This window comes from uncultured Nostoc sp. (assembly GCF_964245575.1).
Taxonomy (GTDB): Bacteria; Cyanobacteriota; Cyanobacteriia; order Cyanobacteriales; family Nostocaceae; genus Nostoc.
The window spans coordinates 1-24,982 of record NZ_CAXTNP010000002.1; the positions used below are offsets into that span (position 1 = coordinate 1).

Here is a 24,982-nt window from a genome sequence, read left to right on the forward strand (position 1 = left end):
GAGTATCAAAGGTGGATTCATCCAGTTCAAAGACTCGTTAACGAGTATCAGAGGTGGATGAACGTAGTTCAAAGACTCATTAACGGAGTTCCAAGGTGGATGAAGCGAGTTTTCTAACTCCTGTGCCATGCCCCATACTTCTCTTCTTAGGCTGCGCCCTAAGCGTAGCTATGCCGCAGGCTTTACGGCAACGCTACCTCGGCAACGCTATCTCGGCCACGCTCTCCCAAGGCTCGGCACAAGTCAGTACAAGTGCCCAATACCCCCTACCTTAGTTACCTTATTTACTTGTAATATTGGATACTAGATTCTCGGTTTTATTGTTGTTGGGGTATTAATGTCTGTTTTACAAAAATATACTGTTCTTGCTTCTGTTAGCCTAAGTATTGCTTTGTTCATTACTAGTTGCAGCGAAAATAAAGTTTCCCAATGCCAGCGACTGATTCGAGTTGTGAATGCCGGAACTTCTCTGATTGATCAAAGTAAAGGAACACAAGTGATCACCAGCATACAGCTATCTAAAGATTTAGAATTTGTGACTAAATCGATAAGGGAACTGAATTTAAAAGATCCTAAGCTGAAAGAATTTCAAAGCGGTTTTGTCAAGATTTTTCAAAATCTTAGTCAAGCGATCGCCATTGCAGCTAGGGCGCTTGGTGTAACCAAAACAGCAGATGCCTCAACATCTGGTAGAGAAAAAATCCAAAAGGCGAGAGCCGAAATTGACTCAGCACTGACAACAGCTACAACACTTGGCCAGCAGTCGGATACGTTAGTCAATCAGATGAATAAATACTGTAGCCAGCCTGAATAATCTATCTGATGGGGGATTAGGCAGATGATATTTTCAAGCATCAATTAACATCCGCCAATCCTACCTCGATAGGATGCATCCAATTGTGGCTTAAAAATGGGATTTTATCCCACAATTACTTTTACGTAGTAGCATTCTGTACCATGACGATGGATAATAGTTTGATTTTCTGTTGGCACAGGAATGGTGTAATAAGCGTTCTTGACTACAGGATTGTGTTTGGCTTAAATCTGCTCAACAGAAATATTTTTGAGAGATTCAGGGTCTACTGTATGAAACTTTGGCTCATCCATAAAATACCTTTGCTTTAACGCTTCGCAAAAGTCCCCATCTTCTCTACGAGACGCTGTTCGCGTTCAAGGTACTCCTAAGATGGGGATTGTGAGCGGGGGATGAAGATTGCGTCTGGAATTGATTTAAAACATAAGTAAAAACAAATTTGACACTCTTAGCAAAAACTTTAAGCTACTTCTGGAACTCTAGCAGGGCAAAATGAAATCAATATAATAGCTAGAACAGGGGAAACATTTCCATAAAAAAAGTCCATAAGAAGGTATTCAGCAGCGTTTTTGCCGCTCAGACTTTCTTTGTGTGGTAGATTTACCCTGATGATTTTCTGGCTATACTAGTGATTTCAGTTGATTGATAAATTGTATCCCCCGGTATGAAAGACATAAAAGCTCTAAATTTCAGACATATATCAGTGTGCATTTCCTTATCAGTGACAGAAAAACCTTGTCTGCTCTTGGAGTAAACAAATTTCCTTGGGGGTACAAAAATTTTATCAGTCAATCACTTAGGTTAACACTAACACTACAGAGTGAATTTAGCTCAATAAAACGTCTTCTGAGTTAGCTCTTATGAAAGAAGAATTGATAGCCAGAGTTGTGCAGGTCTTGCGAATTAATATGAGTTGGATGACTTGGAATTTATTTCTGGCTTTTATACCTTTAGCTTTGAGTGTGTGGCTATTTCGCTTTAGGCGTGGTGGCTCTTGGCTTTGGTGGCTAGGATTCTTAGTTTTCTATGCTTTCTTACCGAATGCACCATATTTGTTGACTGATGTAATTCACCTGATAGATGATATCCGCACGATTCAATCAGTTTGGATGATTACTTTGGTACTCATTCCTTTGTATTTATTAGTAATTATCGGTGGATTTGAAGCTTATGTAATATCGTTAATTAATTGGGGTTACTACTTACATCGCATCGGCAAAAGCCAATGGATTTGGCGCGTTGAGTTGATTACACATTTTTTCTGTGCTGTTGGTGTTTATTGGGGGCGATTTTTGCGTCTCAACAGTTGGGATTTTATTACTCAACCCGATGCCGTACTAACCAAAGGGGTAGAAGAAATTCTGGGAAAACAGCCCCAGGTGATTATTGCTATCACCTTTGTGGTACTTGCCGGTTTGTACTGGATTATGAAACGAGTAACTTTAGGTTTTGTTAGGCAACCAAATAGGAGAATCGGGATAAACTCAGGACGCGCAAACTCTAACACGCCAAACATTTAATGAACGTGGCAATTTAGGCTTTAAAATTTGGGGTTTTAATTAGTAATACCCTTGATGAATATTGCCTATCAAAAGAAAGATGCAATTAAACCCTCCTTGAGGTGAATAAATTAAGAAGCAAACGGTTGGATTTCAACCGCCCCCATCTGAGAATAACGTCCTATCAGATCATTGGATATCGATGGTCTGATCTGATGTATCTGGTCACGTTGATAGGAGGAATATAATATGCAATTAATCTCTAGAGAGGAAATAAAGACATTAATAGAACAGCCAAAAGGAAATTGTGTTTCAATTTATATGCCAACGCACCCAGCCGGGCCAGAAGTGCGACAAAACCCAATTCGCTTTAAAAATTTGGTCAGGGAAGCAGAGACTCGTTTAATTGATGCGGGTTTGAAACAGGAAGATGCGATCGCATTGTTGGAAAAATCCCAGGAAATTGATACCCAAGAGTTTTGGGAGCAAATAGCAGAGCAAGGGCTGGCGATTTTTATTTCTGAAAATATTTTTCGCTATTATACCCTGCCAATTGATTTTCAAGAGTTGGTCGTGGTTACAGACCGATTTCACATCAAACCACTGCTGCCAATTTTAAATGGCAATGGTCGCTTCTATATACTGGCTTTGAGCCAACAAGATGTCAGGTTCTTTGAAGCAACACGCTACAGCGTCAAACAGGTAGAAGTAGAAAATCTCCCTAAAAGTCTAGATGAAGCTTTGCAAAAAGACGATACTGCTCAAGAAGGTCAGCTTCGCATCGGAACTTCAATTGGGGGAACCGCCAATACTTCTTCACAGCCAGGTACGTTTCACGGACAGGGAAGCCCTGACAGGGATAAACACCAAGAAGACATTATACAATTCTTTCAAATTGTCGATCGCGCATTACACGAGAAATTGAAATTGCAAAAAGCGCCTTTGGTGCTGGCTGGGGTAGAATATCTCTTGCCTTTATATAGACAGGCAAATAGTTACCAGCATTTAATGGATGAAGCTATCACTGGTAATCCAGAAATTCTCAGCGCCCAAGAGTTACATGACCAAGCTTGGCCGATTGTCGAGGCTGATTTCCAAAAGTCACAGCAAAATGTTTTAGAGCAATTTCACGAATTATTTGGTGGTGATACTGGTAAGGCATCTAACAACCTCGAAGAAGTTGTCTGTGCAGCTTATTACCAACGAGTGGATTCATTACTAGTTGCAGTTGGTCAGCAACAGTGGGGTTTATTCGACCCCACTTCAGAAACAGTTTATTTGCACCCAGAAAAAGAAACTGGTGATGAGGATTTGTTGGATTTTGTTGCTGCTCATACCTTATTAAACGGTGGTACGGTTTACGCTATTCCCTTTGAACAGATTCCATATAGCACAGCCGTTGCAGCAATTTACCGATATTGAACATTTTGATGGTGTTGTATAAATTTGAATGTGCTATATACAACACCAACGATGATTACTATTCGCTCGTTTATCATACAAAAATAGGAAGATTCCTTTTTATGTAACTATGCTAATTTTAGATTTTGAATTGAACAAAAAATCTAAAATTTCAAATCCAAAATCCAAAATTGAATGACTCCTAACTAATGGAGTTTTCGTCGTGCTGCTGCTAAAATTAAGCGTTGTTCAGCACGAGCGATCGCCTGATATGTTCGCTCGACTGCTTCCGGTTCCACAGAAATGGAAGTTATGCCCCATTCCACTAACTTATCAATAATTTCTGGATAGAGGGCTGGTGCTTGACCGCAGATTGAACAAGGGATACCGGCACTTTTAGCCATTTGGATCAGTTGAGCGATCGCACTCATAACTGCCGGATGACGTTCATTAAATACTTTTCCTAGCTGTCCTTGCTCTCGATCCACTCCGAGCAATAATTGGGTTAGGTCGTTTGTACCAATAGAAATTCCGGCTGCACCTGCTTTGACATATTCTGGCAGTAAAAACAGGACGCTTGGCACTTCTGCCATTATCCACAATTGAAACTCTGACACCTCTGTTAAAAGAGCTTGCTCAACTTTGCGACGGCAAAAGACAAATTCTTCCACAGTCCGTACAAAAGGCAACAGTAGATTTACATTGCTGTAACCAGCTTGCTGGACACTTGCTAAAGCTTGCAGTTCCAACTCAAAGACTGCGGGATTTTGTAAATAGCTGAAAGTACCACGTTCACCCAACATCGATTGTGTTGAAGATTGTAAATTATCACTCAATGATGGTAAATCCTGCGGCCAATCTAAAGAACGATAAAAAACTGGTCTTGGTGCAAAAGCACGGGCAAACTGCATAATCTGCTCAGACCATAGCTCTAACAATTCTGCTTCTCGCCCGCCTAAAATCCAACTATTAGGATGTTGCCCAGACAATATATTTAGTACCATCAATTCTGAGCGCAACAATCCTACTCCATCCACAGGAAAGCTTTGCACTTGTTCTATCAAACTGGACTGACTCAAGTTAACCAGTAGTTGAGTAGCAATCATAGGTAGATGAGAAGTAACAGGACGGGATGGGGAGATCGGGGGATGGAGAGGATTTTCTGCCACTTTCTTCCTCTCCATCTCTTTGTCTGTGCCACTTTCTCCTTCTCCTTTGATCCGATGAACTTCTCCTCTGTCGCCATCTAGTAGCAGTCGTTCGCCAGTTTGGATTAAGCTGGTAGCAGATGTTGCGTTAACTACTGCTGCGATATTTAATTCTCTAGCAAGAATTGCAGCGTGGCTGGTTAATCCGCCTTGTTCAGTAATAATACCACCAACTTGGTGAAGTAATGGTAACCAATCAGGTGCGATCGCTGTTATTACTAAAATCACTCCCTTGGGTAATTGTTCAGGTTTATGTTGCGGATTAGTAATTACTAGGGCAGTTCCCACAACACGTCCTCCTGCCGCCCCTATTCCCCTGATGAAGTGTCTGTGGTTTACAGATTGGGGAGAACTAACTTGTGTTACGTAGAGCTTGCCAGATGTATTTTGCCCAGCGATAGTCCATTTAATGGTAAAGCTTTTACCCAGTTCACTCACCAGTTGAGTTCCTAGAGCAATTATTTGTTGGATGTATTCTTCTTGTAAAGCGTACTGTTTTTGTTGTGCTGACTGAATTAGGTAGGTATTTAGACAAGTGTGATCTGGTGTTAGGGCAGACTGGAGCATGGGTTGCGAAAAAGCTCCAGATGCTGCATCATCCACACCATAAGCGAGCATTTTATTGCCCAACTGTTGCTCAAGCACAATCCCGGTTGCCTGTTGAATGTAGTAAACATCTGGCTGGACTTCGCCAAGAGCTATCGCTATTCCTAATCCCCAAGTAGCTTCAATTTGCCAGCCAGAGGAGTTGGCTCTCAGCAAGCCACTGGCGATCGCATTCTCAACAGGTTGCACCAAAACGGCTAAACTGATTTGTTGCAGGTTAATTCCTGAGTGCTGCCAATATAGTAGACTTCTAGCACGAAATATCTGACTCCAGGTACGCTTTAGGGCAAAAGCGATCGCTTCGGGTTCGCACTGGCAAAACACCGACTCCAGCAAACCAGATATATTCTTCATACTTGGAGTAGTATTTGATACTGCCAAGGTAGGTCGAAGAATCAAACAGCCAGTTTGCCATTCTCTAGCTGCTTGGAAAATTGTACTCACCCAATCCTGTGGCACAGTCGCAGTGAGGATTTCTTGGCGCAAGCGACCAGCTACCTGCTGAAGTTGACGCCAATTAGCTACATCTAGGTGTAACGAAGAATGGGGTAAGTCAGCGACTAATGACTCTGAACTATTGAGATTTTCGAGAAATTCTTGCAAAATCTCTGCCGAAACTACAAAACCAGGCACTACCGGATAGCCACGCTGCATGATTCTGCTCAAGTAAAACGCTTTGTCACCTACTTTGGCGCGGTCTTGTAGTTTAATTTGGTCTAGCCAGTAGAGTTTGTCCACTCAATTTGTTAGTTGTCAGTTATTTATTTGTAGCCATAGCCATTTCCTCTTAGTACGTTATCAGCCGTAAATCCACTGACTCCCTACTAAAAAAGGAGTTTCCATCATTTACGTTTAATTTGCCGACCTTATTAGTGGTTAATTGCCAGTTACACGATGTATTGCTGTAGTTCGACTCCTTTGTAAATCAAATATTTTCCTTTATTTAGCCTCTCTTCCCTGAAATCGGGGGTTTAGTTGTTTGAGCGAGTTCTAGATGGCGGTATTATATTTAATTATTGAGTGTATGGGTTAAATCTAGCAATTTGAGGTAAAATTTTTTAGTTCAGTCATTTTAAATAGTCAAAAACCTATTTAATAAACTGGAAATTCATGTTGTTTGCCCAGATTATGACAATGATCATAATTTAACAATGCAATCTTCATTTATTATTGAGCAAAATAATATCTTATTGGAAAATAATCCTAACAACGTAAGATATTAATTTGCATCTGAAAAAGTATTCCCGAATTGATAGAATCCAAATATGAGATAGGCTATTAAATTGCACTAGCCGAATTAGACTCCATCAATAAAAGATTAAAATATTTTTGCACTACTTTTGTAAAAATATTAATAATTAACCTAATACACTGTGGCGAAACTTTGCCTACCTTTAATAATCGGATTTTGCCCCAAGTATTGTTAATTTATATGGTAGCTGGATTTATGCCGTACTGTACTGATATATAAAATTTACTACACCAGACTAAGCATTGCCAAACACTTACTACCTTGCAACTAATGATTGGCTAAATATCAGCTTCCGGCTGTGCCTTGCATTGCTTATTGGAGCAATTATCGGCTTAGAACGCCAAATTAGACGTAAACCAGCCGGTTTAAGAACTCACATGCTAGTGAGTTTCGGTTCAGCCGTGTTTACTCTCATAATTATGCAAACAGATGGGTCACAAGCGAGCCGTGATGGACTTAGCCGTGTGATTCAAGGGATTGCAGCCGGTGTAGGATTTCTCGGTGCTGGAGAAATTGTGCGCCAATCTTCTCAAGAATCACAGCGACTTGAAATTCACGGACTGACATCAGCAGCAGCTATTTGGGTTTCGGCTGCTTTAGGAATTGCTGCTGGCTGTGGGTTGTGGCAGTTAGCATTAATCGGTGCTTTGCTTACTTTTTTGGTTCTCACTATTTTTAAAAGGTTAGAAAAACATGAATAGTCACAAATGACTAATTTGGGATTATCTCTCCTGCTTTCACAAAAAGAATTTGGGAGGACTTCAGCCACTGAGAATCAAAAGAACCCAAGTGAGTAGTAGTAATTAGGGTCTGAAAGCGGTCTTGAATGGCATCGAGTAATTGATTTTGGCGGGATAAATCTAGTTCGGCAAGAACATCATCAAGCAATAGCAATGGTGGCTCTTTAACGACTTCTTCAATTAGTTGTAATTCTGCTAATTTTAAGGCTAGAACCAGCGTTCGTTGTTGACCTTGAGAACCGTATTGACGAGCGGGTGTCTGGTTAATAGTTAATTCTATTTCATCTCGATGGGGGCCGACAAGAGTAGTACCTTGGTGCATTTCGGCGATCGCTCGCTGCTGGATTTTTGCTAAAAAAGCTTGCTGCACTTCTTCTGGATGGTTGTCCTCTAAAGGAATATTCGGCACGTACTTGATTTGTAGAGCTTCTGTACTGCCACTAATACTAGCGTGCCAAGCCGTAGCAATGGGAGCTAATCGTTGTATGGCGCGATCGCGTCGTCTAATTACCCTAGTTCCTGTGGTAGCTAACTGTGCATCCCACACCGCCAGTTCTGAGTGTAGAGAGGTTGCATCTAACGTCTCTACATGGCGTTTTAAAAAGGCATTGCGCTGGCGTAACACATGGTTATACTGCTGCAAAATGTGAGCATAAACTGGTTCGAGTTGAATTAAGAGTGTATCTAACCAGTTGCGGCGGCCTTCCGGGCCGCCGCGTACTAGTTCTAAATCCAAACTAGAAAATTGGACTGCATTGAGAACGCCGAGAAAATCCATTTGGCGGCGGATAGATTCACCATTGAGGGCAACGCTACGGCGACCATTGCGGCGGAGGCTTAAGGTAAGGTCACTAACGCCTGTTTGTCGCTCAAGGGTAGCATTAATTTGGGCTATGGCTTCCCCTTCTTGAACTAAATCGCGATCGCGGGTCATTCGGTGCGATCGCAATGTCGCCAGCAACTCCACCGCCTCCAACAAATTCGACTTTCCCTGAGCATTATTACCTACCAAAATTGTTTTGGCAGCATTAAACTCAACGTTCTGGTCTTGATAATTGCGAAATTGTCGTAGATTTAGAGTTTTGAGGTACATAAAAAACACAAGGAAAGGAGAAATACAAGAAAGGAAGGAATAGATACTCTAATTTCAATCAGGGTTATCTCGGTTGTTATTATGAAACTTCCATAAAATATTTTTTTCCTTGTGTTGGCAGTAGACCCTTGCAAGTGATTCCTTGTGTTGGCAGTAAACCCTTGCAAGTGAGAGCTATCACTACGAAGGTTAGACACGGTTATAGAAGTAAAATTGTAGAAGTTCAACACTCTTGAAAATGACTGACACATCTGAATACTTCCCTAACCGAATAGACCGTATTGAACAAATAATCTTGGGGTTGGCTGAAAGACTTTCCTAGTACACAAGAACAATTAAACAATTTAACTATTAGACAAGTTAATACTCAAGCACAACTGGATGAACTAAGCCAGCAAATGAGAGAGCTTACCAGTAACGTTGACCGTGTTCTGGGTCGTAGTGCGATTTTGGACGATGTGTTACTTGAGTTACGTGATAGCCATGAACAACATCAGCGTAATGCGTGAAGAACATCAGCGCACTACAAATGCTGCATTACAAAGTCTTGAGTCTATATTGTTGCAGTTGATTAGAAATAATTCTTGAAATGCGATTGTTGGAGTTAAACCAATTCGCAATTACGTTTTGTGACGGAGATTTAGACCCCGACACAAAACGTGCTGCTTATAGAGATAGGGGACTTAAACCCCCAAAGTCTGTTAATGACCGCATCTTAAAGACTACTTTTACATGAAGAAGGAATCAGGCTTAGTGATTAGCAGTCACTAAGCTTTTATTAGCATTTAAGCAAAAACACTTCTAAATAATGGGACTTAAACTTTTTTAGGCAGAAACAAGCCTCAAACCCATACAGGACAAGGAAAATACACCAAAGGCTCAAAAATGCTTGAAACCCAGATATATCAATAAACTAGGCAGAACGATGTCAAAGTCTCTCTATATATACATTTGAGTGCTTTTTCTGGCTACTTTTTGTCTAAGTCCCAATAATAGAAATGGTTGAACCTCTATTTAAAGCTTGCCGGAAAGCTTGTGTAGCCGCAAGTATGCTCCGAAGTTCGGCGTTGCTGGGTGTTGCAACGCCTCAATCTCCATCATCCATGCTCTCACACAGCTTTCTTGCCCATAATCCGCAGAAATATCTTCTCCAATTCAATCCACACAAACATTAAGGCACTGAAGCCGATACAAACCCCCAACTCTTGCATATTCAGGTAGTGAGTACCAAAGAAATCTCGCAAGGGTGGGACGTAAACTAGCATCAACTGCAAAATCGTGGTCACAACAACAGCCGCTAGTACAAATATATTAGAGAAGGGATTCATCTCTATAGTCAGTCGGTTGTTGGAACGAATGGCGATCGCATGTCCCATTTGGGCGATACACAAGGTAGTAAATACCATTGTCTTCCAAGCTTCGGGATTTCCCTGATAGCCAGGGGCATGGGTATGTTGATAAGCCCACCACATTAAGGCAATGGAGATGATAGCAAAAATGATCCCAATGCGAATCATGTAAGAACCCAATCCCCTAGCGAAAATACTTTCGCGGGGACTAAAAGGCGGACGTTGCATCACATCTGGTTCTGGAGGTTCCACAGCTAATGCCAAAGCTGGTAAACCGTCTGTTACCAAGTTCATCCACAAAATTTGTAAGGGGGTAAGGGGAACGCCTCCCAAACCAATTAAGGGTGCTGCTGCAATTGTCAGAACTTCGCCAATGTTACTGCCGAGGATGTATTTAATAAAGCGGCGAATATTGGTGTAAACAACTCTACCTTCCTTGGTGGCGCTGACAATGGTGGCGAAGTTGTCATCAAGTAAAACCATGTCGCTGGCTTCTTTACTTACATCAGTGCCAGTAATGCCCATTGCAATACCGATGTCGGCTTGTTTGAGGGCTGGGGCATCGTTGACACCATCACCTGTCATCGCTACAAATCTACCCCGGCGTTGCAGTGCTTGGACAATCCGCAGTTTATGTTCTGGGGAAACCCTAGCATAGATGCTCACCAAGTCAACGTTTTCCTCTAATTCCTGGTCACTCATCCGTTGCAATTCTTGACCTGTGAGTAAGCGATCGCCTTCTCGGGCAATTCCTAAATCGGTAGCGATCGCTCGTGCTGTTAGCTGGTGGTCGCCAGTAATCATCACTGGGCGAATGCCTGCATCTCGACACTCTTGCACAGCTGTCCTCACCTCTGGGCGTGGCGCATCTAGCATTCCCACCAATCCCAACCATACCAAGTCTTGCTCGGATGTTTCGTCTGAACCTTCTGGTGGAATTTCTGCGAGGGGTTTGTAGGCAAAACCTAGCACCCGCAAACCTTTACTCGCCATTTGGTCATTTTCTGCCAAAATTTTCTGGCGTTGTTCTTCGGTTAAGGGGGCTGAGTGATTGCCCAAATGAATCTGAGTAGAACGTGCCAAGGTTAACTCTGGAGAACCTTTGGTAAACATTAAGTAAGGTTCAGATTGGAGGAAATTAGCGATCGCTGGGTCAACGCCTCTCGAAAATGCGTCACCGGTAGCGACTCCCTCCACTTGAGAAATCACGCTCATCCGCTTCCGTTCCGAGGAAAAGGGAAACTCTGCAACACGAGGTAATTTACTGTTCCACTGGTCTTTTTCGATTCCAGCTTTTCCCGCCAGTGTTAACAATGCCCCTTCTGTGGGATCTCCCAAAATTGCCCATTCCCCTTGTTCTTTTTGCAATACCGAATCATTACAAATAGCACAGGCGACTGATAACGCTGAGATTTCTGGAGACTCCTCTAAGGAAATTTTTTGACCATCTAACTGGAAGTCTCCTGTGGGAGTGTAACCTTCGCCAATGACGCGAAAAGTTTTGTTATTAGTGGAAACCGATTGTACCACCATTTTATTTTGCGTCAGCGTACCAGTTTTATCAGAACAGATGGTAGTTACAGAACCCAATGTTTCCACTGCGGGGAGTTTGCGAATCAAGGCATTCTGGCGCACCATTCGCTGCGTTCCCAGCGCCAAGGTAACGGTAATTACAGCTGGTAAACCTTCTGGCACTACAGCAACCGCCATACTCAAAGAAACTTCCAAGAGTTCTTGGATGTTTTTAAAACCTCCGTCCTTGATTACACCGCCAGCGACGACGATCGCCACAAGAATCAAAGAACCCGTAACCAAGACGTTACCCAGTTGAGTCATCCGTTGCTGTAACGGTGTCGGCTCACTTTCCACCGCCTGCAACATGGTGGCAATTTTGCCTAGTTCTGTAGTCATTCCGGTGTTAGTCACCAGAATCTTGGCTCGTCCTTGGACTACTTCAGTTCCTTGAAACACGACATTTAGGCGATCGCCTAATGATGTTTCCTCGGGCAATTTTAATGATGCCTGTTTATTCACCGCTTCGGCTTCGCCAGTCAATGCCGACTCACGCACTTGTAAATTAGATTGTTCTATCAAACGTCCATCTGCGGCTATCTGCATCCCAGCTTCCAGCTGCATTACATCCCCTGGGACTAGTTCCTTGGCTGCTATCTCCACCAGTCTAGCGTCGCGGATGACGCGCACTAAGGGAGAGGTCATTTTTTTCAGGGCTGCCAAGGCTTTTTCGGCACGGCTTTCTTGGACGTAGCCGAGTATGCCATTCAGGATGACAATTGCTAAAATAGCGATGGTATCTTTGAATGGCACTTCACCAGGCTTCAAACGACCCTCCCGCAAAGCCATCAGGTCTAAAAAGCCAGAAATCAGAGCTACGCCAATCAGCATCAACAACATAATGTTCTTGAACTGATCCAGCAGGATTTCCCAAGTACTACGGCCAGCAGTTTCTTCAAGTTCGTTGGGGCCGTACTTTTGCAATCTCTGTTCAATTTCTTGGGGTGTTAAGCCACTGTCGGCATTACTATCGAGCAGGTCTAGCGCTTTATCAACTTCTAAACTATGCCAAACGGCGGCACCTTCAGGCAGAGAATTAGCAGACATCGTGTAGGTCACAGGAAATGGTTACAAAATTTGATCATAATTTAGTGTTGGCAGGAATTGCATCTTCTAAAGTTACATTAAGGCGATCGCCGAGTTGCATGAGTGGATCTGTAATTCTTAACATTTGTAAATTTATTTTTTTTGAGATAGTGTTATCTCTCACGAAAGAGTTTTTCGGAACACATTGTACCGATAATTATAAGTAATAGAGCTTTGAAGCTTAGTTACAGAGCATCTGCGACAATTAATTTAGGCTGCCATTGCTTTAATTTACATCTAGTCAATAGCCAAAATGGCACGATTGCATTTTATTTTGAATTTTGTCCAAAGTTGAGCCAGTCGCTTGCGTATTTCCCCGCTCAAGTGAACTGGCGTGCCAGTAGGGTTACCCGAACTAGCAAACTTTTGAAGACAAATTTTTAATTTTGAATTGCCCAGGCGTGCTAAACCATTCAAGAAATATGCTTAATATGAGTTTTGCACTCCCCACGACCGCAAGCCAGATGTTTGGGCAAAAAACAATTAGACCGCTTACTGCTGCTACCTTGTGTGGCATTACTTTCATTAAAGACAGACTGATTGCCATTGACAGTATTAAAGGACATCTACTAGAAATTGATCCCACCTCTGACAACAGCAAAATTATCAATCCCCATCAAGTTAAAGAATTTACTGATGTCACTGGTCTAGCTGCGTGGGAAGATACCCTGTGGGTGAGCCGAGAAAATAGTGTTTATTTGTGCAAGCTCAATGCTTTGGGTCTGGAACATTTTGTGACATTGCCTTATCCTGCTGACGGTGTTGCTGTTTGGGAAACAACAGTTTATGTCAGCTGCCAAAGGCTAGGCTACATTCTGATTTATGACCGCGAAACCCGAAAAGAGATTACCAGGTTTTATGCCCCAGGCGTTGGGATAGAGAATTTAGCAGTCACCCAGGAAATGTTGTGGATTTGCGATCGCACTGAACAATCAGTTTACGCGATGGATAGAGCCACAGGAGAACTGAAATTTAGTGTCCTGACACCCTTTGAATCTCCTACAGGCATCGCAATTCATAAAAATGGCGAAACAGGCAAAGAAAGTATCTACATCGCTTACGCCTCAGAGGAGCCTTATATCCGGGACAACCCAAATGCTGATCCGAGTCATGAGCTAACGTTCCGCGATCGCACTTTTATTCACCCCCTGTATTATCATTACCAGCCAGATAAGCGCTACGCCCTCTCTAATGGCTATCTCATTGAAATGTCTTATGCTGAGGAAATTGCTCCTTTAGACGAGGTTTATTTACCTGATGTGGAATGGCGCATCGCCTTACCATCCGAAACTGAGCGTCAAAAGGTGAAACACGTTGAACCCATTGGTATACCCTTTACCGAAGAAGTGGTACAGGGGCAACGTGTAGCAGTCTTTAAATTTGATTCTCTTGCCCCAGGAGAACGGCATATATTTGGCTGGAAAGCTGTTTTAGAAGTTCGCGGAATAAAGTATCGTATCACACCTAAAGATGTAGAAAATATACCTAAGTTATCACCAGAATTAGAAACACGCTACTTAGTGGATGACGACGATTTAGCAATGGATACTACCATTGTTCGCCGTGCCGCCAGAGAAGCGATTGGTTCTGAAACCAATGTACTGCGGAAAATGCACAGCATCCGCAACTACGTCTATGATCAGTTGTCATACGGTATTAAACCTTACATTGACCCGCCAGATACAGTTTTAGAACGGGGTGTTGGTTCCTGTGGCGAATATGTCGGCGTCTTACTTGCCCTATCCCGTTTAAATGGCATCCCTTGCCGCACCGTAGGTAGGTACAAATGCCCTCCTCATAGTGACTTACTAGGAGTACCGCTACAACCCGACTTTAATCATGTTTGGTTGGAGTTCTACGTCCCGAATTTTGGCTGGTTGCCAATGGAATCAAATCCTGACGATGTGGCTGAAGGTGGGCCTTATCCGACGCGCTTTTTTATGGGTTTGTGCTGGTATCATATTGAAATTGGCAAAGGTATCACCTTTGAAACTGTGACAAGTCAAGGTGCGCGGCTAACCAAAGAAGATATCCCCATTGGCGATTTGGCGATAAATCATATTCGGTTTACAATTCTTAAAGAATTACCGCCTTTTTGAATTAGAGCATTGGGAATTGGGGAAAGACGATGAGAAAGTGAGTAGGGTGTGTTATGCCGTAGGCTAACGCACCTTAGTACTCTCTGTTTAACCACAAATTTTGTCTACTTATAAACTCTTATTCCTATTTAAGTATTCTTCAAACAATTCAAAAAATTTCTGTAGAGCCTCATACTCGTCTATAGAATAGAAAAGAATTATTTTAGACCATGACTGACCTGAGTTAATTCTATATTTTTCTTCAATCCATGATTGAAAACCTTCAAATTCTCTTTCTGGCTCTGTTGGAGGTACACCAACTTCTTTTCGAGCCAGACTATATCCTCGCAGAAGCATATCTAGTCTAGTAATTGAATTAGTTCCTAAATACATTCCTGGTCTTTTTTTTATACTATTTAGAATCTCGTTATAAATATCAAACTGAGAAAACCTCAAATCCTGACGAAGCTTCAAAACGTCTTCACTTTCTTGAATTTTTGAACTATTTTTATGCTTTAAGAACTGATCAAATTCTTCAAATAACCTATAAAAAGCAGTTCGTTCACTTCCAGAACCAAAGAGAATTATCCCAGCCCAAGATTGACTCACATTAGTTTTTGCTCTTTCTTGCATCCACTCGTTAAACCCGTCTGTTCCAGAGCCTTCTTGAGTAAACCCTAGTCGGATTAGACCACTTAAATACCCCTTTAAGAATGAATGAAGACAAGTAATTGATGGTTTGTCTATGTACATAACCGGATTATCTTTAATCTCTTGAAGAAGTCTAGATAGATTCCTCATATTGATTACCCCAATTGAATTTAGCAAGTCGGGTATGTTAGCCTACGGCATAACACACCTTACTCGCTACTTAACCACTATTTTCGTCAACTTCTGAACTCTTGTTATTATTCAAGTATTCTTCAAACAATTCAAAGAATTTATCTAGTGCTTCGTACTCATCTACAGAATAGAAAAGAATTATCTTAAGCAGGAGATAATTCAGAGCCTATAGCCGCAGCACATTCAGGATTAGCAGCGCAAGCATCTAGGGATGATAGGAATGCATAAGCAGGTTTAGGAAAAACTCCCTTAAATATTAGAAGTAAAAGAAACGTCCAAATTCCTACTAATCTAGAGATAGATTTATTTGTGGTTAATCGCACTAGTCTTAACTCCTCACAACCAAAGATAAAAATAGGTGTAGTTTACATCTAGGTTGTCTGACAGAAGTCGAGAATGAGGTCAGTAAAAGTACGAGAATTTAGCAGCTATTTTTTGAAGATTGAACCAATCTCAAGAGGTAAACCAATTAGCTATTAATTCTTAAACTGGGCACTGGATACGATTGATGCTGCTTAAAATCTGCAAAGTCACAGATTGAGTTAAATGGGCAAAAGCGGCAGTGAGATCCAGGATTGGGAGGGAAAATTTTACTGAAATTACTAGTTTTTTGCTGATACTTTTGCAAATCGTGTTGGTGCTTGTGGGCAATATTAGCTAACTCAAATTTTAACGATTCTAATTCAATATTATTAATGCTAATTAACTCAGATTTTTTACATATTTCTAAATTATAAAATGATGCAACAGCTTTTCGTCCAGGGTAAAGATAACGAGCAGCTAATAAATAAACTAATGCCTGTCGTCGGTCAAAAGCCGACTTACCAGTTTTGAAATCCAAAATATGTAAAGTGCTATCAGATTCCATGAAAACGCAGTCCATAGCCGCATATAAGCGAAAACAATAATCTTCTTGTTCAACTACTATCGGTTTAGGAAAGCCTTCATCACCCGGAGTTAATTGGATAATATCTTTATCCAAAAGCAACGGCGCATCGTGATATTTTTTCAGAATTTGCAGCACGCGTTGCTGGACTTGATCGCTTGAGTTGCTTAATTTAAGTAGCTGTGCAACTCTTTCTACACCATCTGCTTGCTTCAACAGATGCCTGTGATGATGAAACTCATAAATGCCTTTTTGGGCAAGTATGCCAATCCGCTGAGGTGCGGTGGCTTGCCCTAAAAGGGCTTTGACTTGTGGTTCGTGTTGCCGCGCTTTGATAAACCCCCGTCTCATCTGGCAATGCCAGCGTTCTTGCCCAGTCGCTGGGGCAACTAGAGACCAAAGGTGATAGCTGGCAAAGGGTCGATCGGGGGTTGACATTGCTCAGAAACAGTGAGAGAAAATACGGTGGGGAGAAGTTTAAACTAAGGCTTCCTTAGAAAAGAACTTCGGAGGGTACTTGCTGCTACACACGCTTTGCGGGAAGCTTTTAAAAGTACTGATAATGTACGGGAGCAAGTGGCAAAAATGTCTAGCAAGATAAAATTTGGTACTGATGGATGGCGAGGGATTATTGCCGATGACTTTACTTTCCCCAATGTGCGGAAAGTAACAAGAGCGATCGCCACTTACTTGGATACAGCATACACAAAAGATAGACCAGTACTTATTGCCTACGATACTCGCTTTTTAGCTGACCAGTTTGCCCAAACAGCGGCCCAAGTACTAGCAGACTTGGGTTGGACTGTTAAAATTACTGTTCGGGATTGCCCCACACCAGTAATTGCCTACAACGCCCGTCACCTAAATTCCGCAGGAGCGTTGATGTTTACTGCTAGCCATAATCCAGCACCCTACTGTGGAATTAAATATATACCCGATTATGCTGGGCCTGCCACTCCTGAGATTACTGATACTATTGTGGCAAATATAGAAAGTGCATCGGATGAGTTGCCTGGGAGTAACCCATCAGGTTCAATTTCAATTTTCGATCCGAAACCTGATTACTTACAATTTATCTACACGTTACTTGATATAGAAAAAATCAAAAGCGCTAATTTAAAGGTAAAGTACGATGCTTTGTATTCTACCTCTCGCGGCTATTTAGATGAAGTTTTGCAACATAGTGGCGTTCAGTTAGAAAGTTTCCACGATTGGAGAGATGTTTTATTTGGGGGGGGAATGCCAGAACCCAAAGGAGAACAATTAGTTGAGTTAGTGGAAGCAGTGGTTCGCGATCGCGCTGATTTAGGCTTGGCGACGGATGGAGATAGCGATCGCTTTGGTATTGTTGATGAACAAGGAACCGTCCTCACTCCTAATACTGTGCTGTTAGTTCTAGCACGTCATTTAATCAAAAATAAAGGTAAAACTGGTGCTATAGTCCGCACTGTCGCTACAACTCACCTACTGGATAATTTCGCGGCTAAAAATGGGCTGCAAATTTACGAAACAGCAGTCGGTTTTAAATACATCGGCGAAAAAATGCGCGAAACTGCCGTATTAATTGGTGGAGAAGAATCAGGTGGTTTGAGTATTATTGGGCATATTCCCGAAAAAGACGGGGTATTAGCCGATATGCTGGTGGCAGAAGCGATCGCTTATGAAGGCAAACCTCTGAGTCAACTTGTTAAAGAAGCGATCGCCGAAGCCGATGGCCCACTTTACAACAACCGCCTAGACTTGCACCTCACAGAGGCGCACAAAATCGCCGTCATCGACTCCTTTACTAAAAATCCACCTACACAGGTAGCAGGAATTAAAGTCAAGGAAGTGGGGCGTAAAGACGGGATTAAGCTCTATTTAGAAGAAGGTAGCTGGGTTTTACTACGTCCTTCTGGTACAGAACCATTGGTACGCGTCTATCTAGAAACCAACACTCCCGAAAAACTCACCCAAATTGCCCAAGAGTTAGAGAGTGCCATTGCTAAACTAGAGGCAGTAGCAGTTTAATCTGTCAGAGTTAAGAATTAAGAGTTAAGAGTTATGAATTAGGAGTTAAGAGTTGTAAATTAACAAGTCTTAACTCCTGATTTCTAATTTTGCTCAAAATATAACTTTTAACTTCTAACTCCTAACTCCTCACTTCAATCAAACTATGAAAATCGCTCCTTTTTTGACATCTCTAGTTTTAGCGGTTTGGGTAATCGCGATCGCAATTATTTCAGTCCAAAATGCCACACCCGTATCGTTAAAATTTTTAACATTCCAATCGATTCAGATACCAATGGGTTTAGTGCTAGCTTTTAGTGCCGTTGTCGGGTTAATTGGTATGGCACTGCTGCAACCTCTGTGGGGACTTGCTGGTATTGGACAGCGTAATTCTCGATTGGAAGACGATGCCGAATTTTTTGTTGATGATGAAGATTTTTAAGGTTTGAATAGCTGTGCAGTACCAAAACATTATTACAATCGAACCAGGAAAACGAGGTGGTAAGCCTTGTATTCGAGGAATGCGAATTACTGTATACGATGTTTTATCTTATCTTGCCTCTGGGATGACCTACGAGGAAGTGCTTGATGACTTTCCTTATTTGACACAAGAGGATATTTTGGCTTGCCTAAGCTATGCGGCTGATCGAGAACGGCTATGAGCGCAACTTATAAAGCAGATTTTAATTTGTGGATTGAACAGACAGCCCAACTATTGCGATCGCATCGCTGGCAGGAAGTTGATGTAGAACATCTGATTGAAGAGGTTGAAGGCTTGGGCAAAAGTGAACGACGGGGTATTGCCAGTCAACTAACTCGCTTACTATTGCATTTACTCAAGTGGCAATATCAACCCCAGCGTCGCTCTGATAGTTGGCTCGATTCCATCACTGATTCTCGTACCCAAATTGAGTTAGCTATACTCGATAGTCCTAGTCTTAAAAGCTATCCTACAGAGCAGCTTGAGGAAAGCTATCAAAGGGCACGTCGCCAAGCAGCCAAGCAAACAGGGATACTTTTATCCGTGTTTCCAGAAGAGTGCCCATATTCTTTAGAGTTAGTGTTGGATGAAGACTGGCTACCGGAAGCAAGCGATATTTTATAACTGTATTTATGGCTGTGTTAGTAGTAGCGATCGCTATGAAATAATAACGCCTGTAAGCCTCACACTATATGAAAAAAGCCTGACAACGCAGGCTTTTTTAGAAACTTGTGGCAGAGCGATCGCACTGTTATAAAATCAAAATGTCCATTCGTGGTCTGGATCATCTAGCGCAGCACGAACAGAAGCTAAATTTGCAAGGTCTTTGAAAGGGCTAGATTTAGCTATTTCTGTAATTGAGTTTAAGGTAAGGGCTAGTTGTTCATTATTGCCAGATGCGATCGCATTATCAACGACAGCAAACAAAGCGCGAAAGTTTTCTGCACGTTCATCAAAAGAGCGATCTAGATACGCCATCAGCAACTCTCGCTGGGCGTTAATTTTGGTGATTGTTTCTTTTTCCCAAGCATCAATCTCTCGTCTCTTTGTCTGTTCCTGTTCGGCAATTATTTTATATTCAGTATAAGCTGAAGCAACTATATCAACACATTGTGTTTTTTCCAAAGCTGCTATCTCACGCCTTTTAGTCCGTTCTTGCTCTCCAATTTGCTTGTAACTGGCAACAATGCTTGCTAACGATTTTGTGGCGTTAACCGCAGTACATATTGCACTGATACTTGGTAAAACCATTGCTAAATGCCTCCCAGAGTTTTGTATTTAGCTTGGATGCTTAAAGTAACAGGGTTTAATAGTCCTTCATTATCTAAAATAGGAATTTTCATAATTTCTGCAAGTGCTTTAATTAAAAGTGCTACCTCTTGAAATTTACTAGCATCGCGATCACGATTAAAAGGTTGGGCTTCAAGCTCTTGAAGTGCAGATTTAGCACGGTTGTTTAAATTACACACTAAATTAGCCAGTTCCACTGTTCGCCGTTTAACCTGTAATAGAAAATCTTGAGCTGCTTCAATATTGGCAATTTCTATATTTACCCTAGCTTCATACTCTCGCGCTTTAGTCAAAGCTTCCTCACCCTTACCAGCAAGTTGAAAACCCCCAACCATCAACGCGGGGCCTAGTGTAATACCTCCCAATACAGCACCACCAACTGCCATACTAGTACCACCACCTAACCAAGTTATGGCTCCAGTCCAAGCCGCAGCACCACCAATTTGTGAGATAGCGACTTCACCAGCCCACAATCCAAAGAACTTAGAAACAGTAACAGTACCTACACTCCTTGCTAAGGTAACTGCACCAGAACCTGCTGCTGAGGCTGCAACAGCTGCTGACACACCACCTTTCACCCACTGTTCAGCTTTGATAACTTCTGTTTTGTACTCCTGAATCTGCTGAGTGGAAATGTCTAATCCAGTTAGAATATACAGATTGTTTTGGGAAGCTCGCTGACCAATTCTCTCAATAAAAGCTATAAAGTTTGAAATTGTACCCTGCTTGATACGAAGCTGCATTTGACCATAGGCTTCTGCCGACTGGTTAGTAATTTCCCAAGCTGCTTTTAAGTTTTGCAAGCTACTTTCGTATTTTTGTTGAGCCTGTTCACCAATTTCCTTTGCCTGATTCATATTGCCAATCCCTTCAGCACCTTTTACTGCTCCGAAGGCTCCAGTAGCTAAAGCAGCAGCACCTAAGATAAGTGGAATCATGAATACTCCTGATTGTGATTAGTATTTGGTCAGTACTTGTCTACGGGTTAAACATAAAAACAAGGCATCACCTTATACTTATATTTCCCATAGATACTAACTAATTAACATTCAGAAGGTATAAATTTGAGACTGCGATGAATGCAGTTGTCAATCCTTTTCGTCTTGAGTGCGATCGCAGGGAAGCTAACATCTCAATGCAATGGACAAGCGATCGCACATCACTATAAATTGATTTGAAGTAGAAACCCAGCAATTTATGTTCATTACGAAAGGCACTGTCTCACGAACGAAAACGCTATGAACAATACCTCAAGAACCGATTGGGCTAGAGTCGATGCAATGAGTGACGAAGACATCGACACCTCAGATATTCCACCCTTGTCAGAAGAATTTTTTGCTAAAGCACAATTGCGAATGCCCAAGTCATATACCAACAGTGATCGGATTCTTTGCTGACAAAGACATATTGAGGTTTTGGGACTGCTCCAAATCCTAATTTTACTTCCATATTTTTGATACAGGTTTTGGTAAATATATTTATTGAGCAACCAGTCATGACGATTTGTACCGTCAAGCAATGAGTTGCTTTATAGATATAATTCCCTACTCAGGAAGCTAATTAACATTAAGGCAGCGAAAACTACAAAATTTGATGTCGTTTTTAGCAAGCCGGGAATTAAATTTTGGAGTTCATTATCCACAGCAGTATCATCTGAGTCGGGTAGTTCTTCGGAAGATGGCAAACAATGCAGTGGATTGTAGTTTAACATGAGCGGTTTTGCTAAATCTGATTCTAGATAGATTGTAGGTAATCTATTGATGTGCGATCGCGCTGATTTTGATAGCCCTTGGAAAGAAATTATATTAGCTTATTTTCCCCAAGCAAAGCGCAACCCAACAAAGCAATTTTTCACAAAGCCAAGCGGATTGCATCTCATCATTTACCAATGCAAAATTTTTTAACTCAGGTCGATAATTTTTTTTACTTTACCGAATCCAAAATTACGAGTGAGTAACAAAAAGGGCAGGTACAAAACCCGCCCTCAAAGTAATCAATATTTAAACTCGCAACTTAATTAGCGATTTTAGGCGCACTCAAAGAAACCTTTAGTGCATCGTCTTTTTGCTGTGCTAATGTCGGCACGGAATCACGCAATCTTGCTGTCAATTGTACAGTTGTGGCGTCATACATTTGAGTCAGCAATTTCGGATAGAAACCAATACCAATAATTGGAATTAACAAACAGGCAATGATAAATACTTCACGGGGTTCAGCATCTATCAAAGCTTGGTGAGAAACTAATTCCTTGTTCTCTTCTCCGTAGAAAATTTCTCGCAACATCGACAGCAGATAAATCGGAGTTAAAATTACTCCAACTGCCATTAAGAATACCACAATGACTTTGAAGGTAGAACTATAAGCATCGCTAGTGGCAAAGCCAACAAATACCATTAATTCTGCCACAAAACCGCTCATCCCTGGCAGTGCCAAAGAAGCCATTGAACAGGTGGTGAACATGGCGAAAATCTTCGGCATTCTCTTAGCAACACCGCCCATTTCATCCAACATCAGGGTGTGTGTGCGATCGTAAGTTGCGCCAACCAGGAAGAACAAACTCGCCCCAATTAACCCGTGGGAAACCATTTGCAACACTGCCCCACTCAATCCCAAATCAGTGAAGGAGGCAATACCAATCATCACAAAGCCCATGTGGGAAATTGAGGAGTAGGCAATTTTTCGCTTCAGGTTGCGCTGGGCAAAGGATGTTAAGGCAGCGTAGATGATATTAACTACTCCCAAAACCACTAACACTGGTGCAAAAAGAGCGTGGGCATCGGGGAGCATTTGGGCATTCATCCGAACTAAGGCGTAACCGCCCATTTTCAGGAGAATACCTGCCAATAACATGTGTACAGGCGCTGTAGCTTCACCGTGGGCATCAGGTAGCCAGGTGTGCAAGGGAATAATCGGCAACTTGACGGCGTAGGCAATCAGGAAGCCAGCATAGACGGCAAGTTGGAAATTGAGGGCAAAGTCTTTTAAAGCGAGCGATCGCATATCGAACGTCACCGTATCGCCGTAAAATCCCATTGTCAGGGCAGACAGCAAAATAAACAGCGAACCGCCAGCAGTGTATAAAATGAATTTGGTCGCTGCATATTGCCGCCTTTTGCCTCCCCAAATCGACAGCAGAAAGTATATCGGTACTAGTTCCAGTTCCCACACCAGGAAAAATAACAGCATATCCTGGACGGCGAACACGGCAATCTGACCGCCATACATCGCCAAAATCAAGAAGTAAAATAGCTTGGGCTTGAAGGTGACAGGCCAAGCTGCTAAAATCGCCAGGGTGGTAATGAATCCAGTCAAAATAATTAGGGGCATGGATAAGCCATCTGCCCCTACTGACCAATTCAAATCTAGTTGGGGTACCCAGGGGTAACTCTCCACCAACTGCAAATCTGGATTGGAGAAATCATACCCAGTATAAAAAGCATAAACAATTAGTGCAAAATCTATCAGCCCTACGATCAGGGAGTACCAGCGCACTGTTTTGCCTTCTTTATCTGGAATGATGGGAATCAGTAGTGAAGCGGCTATCGGCAACAGAATAATCGTCGTCAGCCACGGAAAATTAGCTGTATTCATCACAATTCGTCTGCTATCAAAATCATGTTTGGCAAAAAGTCACTAGTTATTAAGTAACAGCTTTTTGGGGATTTCGTCTTCCTCGTTAGGTTGATTTAATTAAATTGGCAATCCCCCGTTTCTTCTGTTGGGAGTCTTTTTTGACCTTTGGGCGTGTGGAATGTGGGTTGTGATACTCCCAGTAAAGTCAAAAATTTACCCTAAATAAAGAACGACTACCGAAACAATACTTATGAATTATGCAAGTGCAGAGAGAGTATATAATATTGCATAATATTTCCTCAATATTATAGGTACATGGATTACCCATTTCAGAATCTAAACCCAGAAAAGTTCCAGCAGTTTTGCCAAGCACTACTGACAAAAGAGTATCCTAACGTCCAATGTTTTCCAGTTGCACAACCAGATGGGGGACGAGATGCGGTGGCGTATTTGGGAATAGATTCTGACCGCAGTTTCATAATGTACCAAATTAAGTGGGTAAAACGGCCGTTTGCATTACCTGATCCTCATAAATGGCTGGTAGGAATTTTAGAGGAGGAAGCACCAAAACTTAAGAAGCAAATTCCCAAGGGAGCAACCCGGTTTGTCTTGATTACTAATGTTCCTGGAACTGCACATCCTGACTCAGGCTCCATAGATAAAGCTAATCAACTACTTAATAAGCTTGATGTACCATCTATCTGCTGGTGGCTTGATGATTTAAACCGCCGACTGGATAGCTCTTGGGATCTAAAGTGGGTATATCCCGAATTGATCACAGGCCCAGACTTAATTCGATCAGTTATTGAGTCTAGGCTTTCAGAAAATAGTGAGCGCAGGTCTGATGCAATTCGTTCTTTTGTAAAACATCAATTTTGTCAAGAGCAAGAGGTGAAATTCAGGCAGGTAGAACTGCAAAATAGGCTGTTAGATTTGTTTATAGATGTTCCCATTTCTCCCCCACAAAGAGATACAACTGCTAAGAAAGAAATTAAATTATATAGAATATATAACGAGATTGCTTCAAATATTGAAAGAAATAGAAATACTCAAGTAAATCCTACTTTCAGGGATGCGAATTTGTACTCCAATATTAGACCAGAAGAACGGGAGATAGGAGATAGTTGGTGCAGCAACATTTTTACTCCATATCTTGGTTCAAAAAGATATCCCTCTAATAGTTATCGAGGGTGCGCCTGGACAAGGTAAATCGACAATAACT

The 24,982-nt window shown here is 41.9% G+C and carries 22 protein-coding genes; 12 read left to right on the forward strand and 10 right to left on the reverse strand.

Annotated elements, in window-relative coordinates; translation table 11 throughout:
- Positions 1-337 precede the first annotated feature (337 nt).
- The 3 genes from ACFFAP_RS00410 (at position 338) to ACFFAP_RS00420 (ending at position 3,735) form a co-directional block, all read left to right on the forward strand.
- A complete protein-coding gene (locus ACFFAP_RS00410) occupies positions 338-814 on the forward strand; it encodes a hypothetical protein (RefSeq protein ID WP_375509364.1) in 477 nt (158 codons plus the stop codon).
- Between the two features lie 860 nt (positions 815-1,674).
- Complete coding sequence (locus ACFFAP_RS00415; RefSeq protein WP_375509365.1) at positions 1,675-2,334, forward strand: DUF1361 domain-containing protein; 660 nt, start codon at positions 1,675-1,677, stop codon at positions 2,332-2,334.
- A 228-nt stretch (positions 2,335-2,562) separates the two neighbouring features.
- Positions 2,563-3,735, forward strand: coding sequence for a hypothetical protein (locus ACFFAP_RS00420; protein ID WP_375509366.1), 1,173 nt, complete (start codon positions 2,563-2,565; stop codon positions 3,733-3,735).
- Positions 3,736-3,920: 185 nt separating this feature from the next.
- On the opposite strand, the gene ACFFAP_RS00425 is transcribed toward ACFFAP_RS00420, so the two are convergent.
- Positions 3,921-6,266 (reverse strand): putative PEP-binding protein, encoded by a 2,346-nt coding sequence (locus ACFFAP_RS00425; RefSeq protein WP_375509367.1) that lies wholly within the window; start codon positions 6,264-6,266, stop codon positions 3,921-3,923.
- A 756-nt stretch (positions 6,267-7,022) separates the two neighbouring features.
- Between ACFFAP_RS00425 and ACFFAP_RS00430 the strand changes: the two genes are divergently transcribed.
- Positions 7,023-7,481, forward strand: a complete 459-nt coding sequence (locus ACFFAP_RS00430; RefSeq protein ID WP_375509368.1) for an MgtC/SapB family protein — start codon at positions 7,023-7,025, stop codon at positions 7,479-7,481.
- Positions 7,482-7,491: 10 nt separating this feature from the next.
- Here ACFFAP_RS00430 and recF read toward each other — a convergent pair whose 3' ends face one another.
- Together recF and ACFFAP_RS00440 are read right to left on the reverse strand one after the other, a co-directional pair.
- On the reverse strand, positions 7,492-8,613 hold the full coding sequence (gene recF / locus ACFFAP_RS00435) for a DNA replication/repair protein RecF (protein WP_375509369.1): 1,122 nt from the start codon (positions 8,611-8,613) through the stop codon (positions 7,492-7,494).
- Between the two features lie 1,109 nt (positions 8,614-9,722).
- The gene (locus ACFFAP_RS00440; protein ID WP_375509370.1) at positions 9,723-12,581 is read right to left on the reverse strand and encodes a cation-translocating P-type ATPase; all 2,859 of its coding nucleotides are present in this window, start codon (positions 12,579-12,581) and stop codon (positions 9,723-9,725) included.
- A gap of 470 nt (positions 12,582-13,051) precedes the next feature.
- On the opposite strand from ACFFAP_RS00440, the gene ACFFAP_RS00445 reads away from it, so the two are divergent.
- Entirely contained in the window at positions 13,052-14,719 is a 1,668-nt protein-coding gene (locus ACFFAP_RS00445) for a transglutaminase domain-containing protein (protein ID WP_375509371.1), read from the forward strand.
- Between the two features lie 108 nt (positions 14,720-14,827).
- Here the strand turns inward: ACFFAP_RS00445 and ACFFAP_RS00450 are convergent, their stop codons facing one another.
- The 3 genes from ACFFAP_RS00450 to ACFFAP_RS00460 form a co-directional block, all read right to left on the reverse strand.
- Positions 14,828-15,499 (reverse strand): hypothetical protein, encoded by a 672-nt coding sequence (locus ACFFAP_RS00450; RefSeq protein ID WP_375509372.1) that lies wholly within the window; start codon positions 15,497-15,499, stop codon positions 14,828-14,830.
- A 185-nt stretch (positions 15,500-15,684) separates the two neighbouring features.
- Positions 15,685-15,864 (reverse strand): hypothetical protein, encoded by a 180-nt coding sequence (locus ACFFAP_RS00455; RefSeq protein WP_375509373.1) that lies wholly within the window; start codon positions 15,862-15,864, stop codon positions 15,685-15,687.
- Positions 15,865-16,010: 146 nt separating this feature from the next.
- Positions 16,011-16,865 (reverse strand): PD-(D/E)XK nuclease family protein, encoded by an 855-nt coding sequence (locus ACFFAP_RS00460; RefSeq protein ID WP_375509374.1) that lies wholly within the window; start codon positions 16,863-16,865, stop codon positions 16,011-16,013.
- 147 nt (positions 16,866-17,012) lie between these two features.
- Here ACFFAP_RS00460 and ACFFAP_RS00465 point away from each other — a divergent pair, with 147 nt between their 5' ends.
- From ACFFAP_RS00465 to ACFFAP_RS00485, 5 genes are all read left to right on the forward strand, one after another.
- Positions 17,013-18,437, forward strand: coding sequence for a phosphoglucomutase/phosphomannomutase family protein (locus ACFFAP_RS00465; protein WP_375509375.1), 1,425 nt, complete (start codon positions 17,013-17,015; stop codon positions 18,435-18,437).
- Between the two features lie 145 nt (positions 18,438-18,582).
- The gene (locus tag ACFFAP_RS00470; RefSeq protein WP_375509376.1) at positions 18,583-18,858 is read left to right on the forward strand and encodes a LapA family protein; all 276 of its coding nucleotides are present in this window, start codon (positions 18,583-18,585) and stop codon (positions 18,856-18,858) included.
- Positions 18,859-18,871: 13 nt separating this feature from the next.
- Positions 18,872-19,078, forward strand: coding sequence for a DUF433 domain-containing protein (locus ACFFAP_RS00475; RefSeq protein WP_322687809.1), 207 nt, complete (start codon positions 18,872-18,874; stop codon positions 19,076-19,078).
- Positions 19,075-19,521 carry a DUF29 domain-containing protein gene (locus ACFFAP_RS00480; protein ID WP_375509377.1) on the forward strand — a complete coding sequence of 149 codons (447 nt, stop codon included), beginning with the start codon at positions 19,075-19,077 and terminating at the stop codon, positions 19,519-19,521. Before ACFFAP_RS00475 ends, ACFFAP_RS00480 begins: the two co-directional genes overlap by 4 nt.
- Positions 19,484-19,654: a hypothetical protein gene (locus ACFFAP_RS00485; RefSeq protein ID WP_375509378.1), complete on the forward strand. Its 171-nt coding sequence runs from the start codon at positions 19,484-19,486 to the stop codon at positions 19,652-19,654. Before ACFFAP_RS00480 ends, ACFFAP_RS00485 begins: the two co-directional genes overlap by 38 nt.
- Before the next feature lie 2 nt (positions 19,655-19,656).
- Here the strand turns inward: ACFFAP_RS00485 and ACFFAP_RS00490 are convergent, their stop codons facing one another.
- Together ACFFAP_RS00490 and ACFFAP_RS00495 are read right to left on the reverse strand one after the other, a co-directional pair.
- Complete coding sequence (locus ACFFAP_RS00490) at positions 19,657-20,148, reverse strand: hypothetical protein (RefSeq protein ID WP_375509379.1); 492 nt, start codon at positions 20,146-20,148, stop codon at positions 19,657-19,659.
- Between the two features lie 2 nt (positions 20,149-20,150).
- The gene (locus ACFFAP_RS00495) at positions 20,151-21,125 is read right to left on the reverse strand and encodes a hypothetical protein (RefSeq protein WP_375509380.1); all 975 of its coding nucleotides are present in this window, start codon (positions 21,123-21,125) and stop codon (positions 20,151-20,153) included.
- Between the two features lie 300 nt (positions 21,126-21,425).
- On the opposite strand from ACFFAP_RS00495, the gene ACFFAP_RS00500 reads away from it, so the two are divergent.
- Positions 21,426-21,584: a hypothetical protein gene (locus ACFFAP_RS00500; RefSeq protein WP_375509420.1), complete on the forward strand. Its 159-nt coding sequence runs from the start codon at positions 21,426-21,428 to the stop codon at positions 21,582-21,584.
- A gap of 131 nt (positions 21,585-21,715) precedes the next feature.
- Here ACFFAP_RS00500 and ACFFAP_RS00505 read toward each other — a convergent pair whose 3' ends face one another.
- Both ACFFAP_RS00505 and ACFFAP_RS00510 read right to left on the reverse strand, forming a co-directional pair.
- Positions 21,716-21,898: a hypothetical protein gene (locus ACFFAP_RS00505; RefSeq protein WP_375509421.1), complete on the reverse strand. Its 183-nt coding sequence runs from the start codon at positions 21,896-21,898 to the stop codon at positions 21,716-21,718.
- A gap of 302 nt (positions 21,899-22,200) precedes the next feature.
- Positions 22,201-23,778: an NAD(P)H-quinone oxidoreductase subunit 4 gene (locus ACFFAP_RS00510; protein ID WP_375509381.1), complete on the reverse strand. Its 1,578-nt coding sequence runs from the start codon at positions 23,776-23,778 to the stop codon at positions 22,201-22,203.
- A gap of 297 nt (positions 23,779-24,075) precedes the next feature.
- Here ACFFAP_RS00510 and ACFFAP_RS00515 point away from each other — a divergent pair, with 297 nt between their 5' ends.
- A complete protein-coding gene (locus tag ACFFAP_RS00515; RefSeq protein ID WP_375509382.1) occupies positions 24,076-24,969 on the forward strand; it encodes a hypothetical protein in 894 nt (297 codons plus the stop codon).
- Positions 24,970-24,982 lie beyond the last annotated feature (13 nt).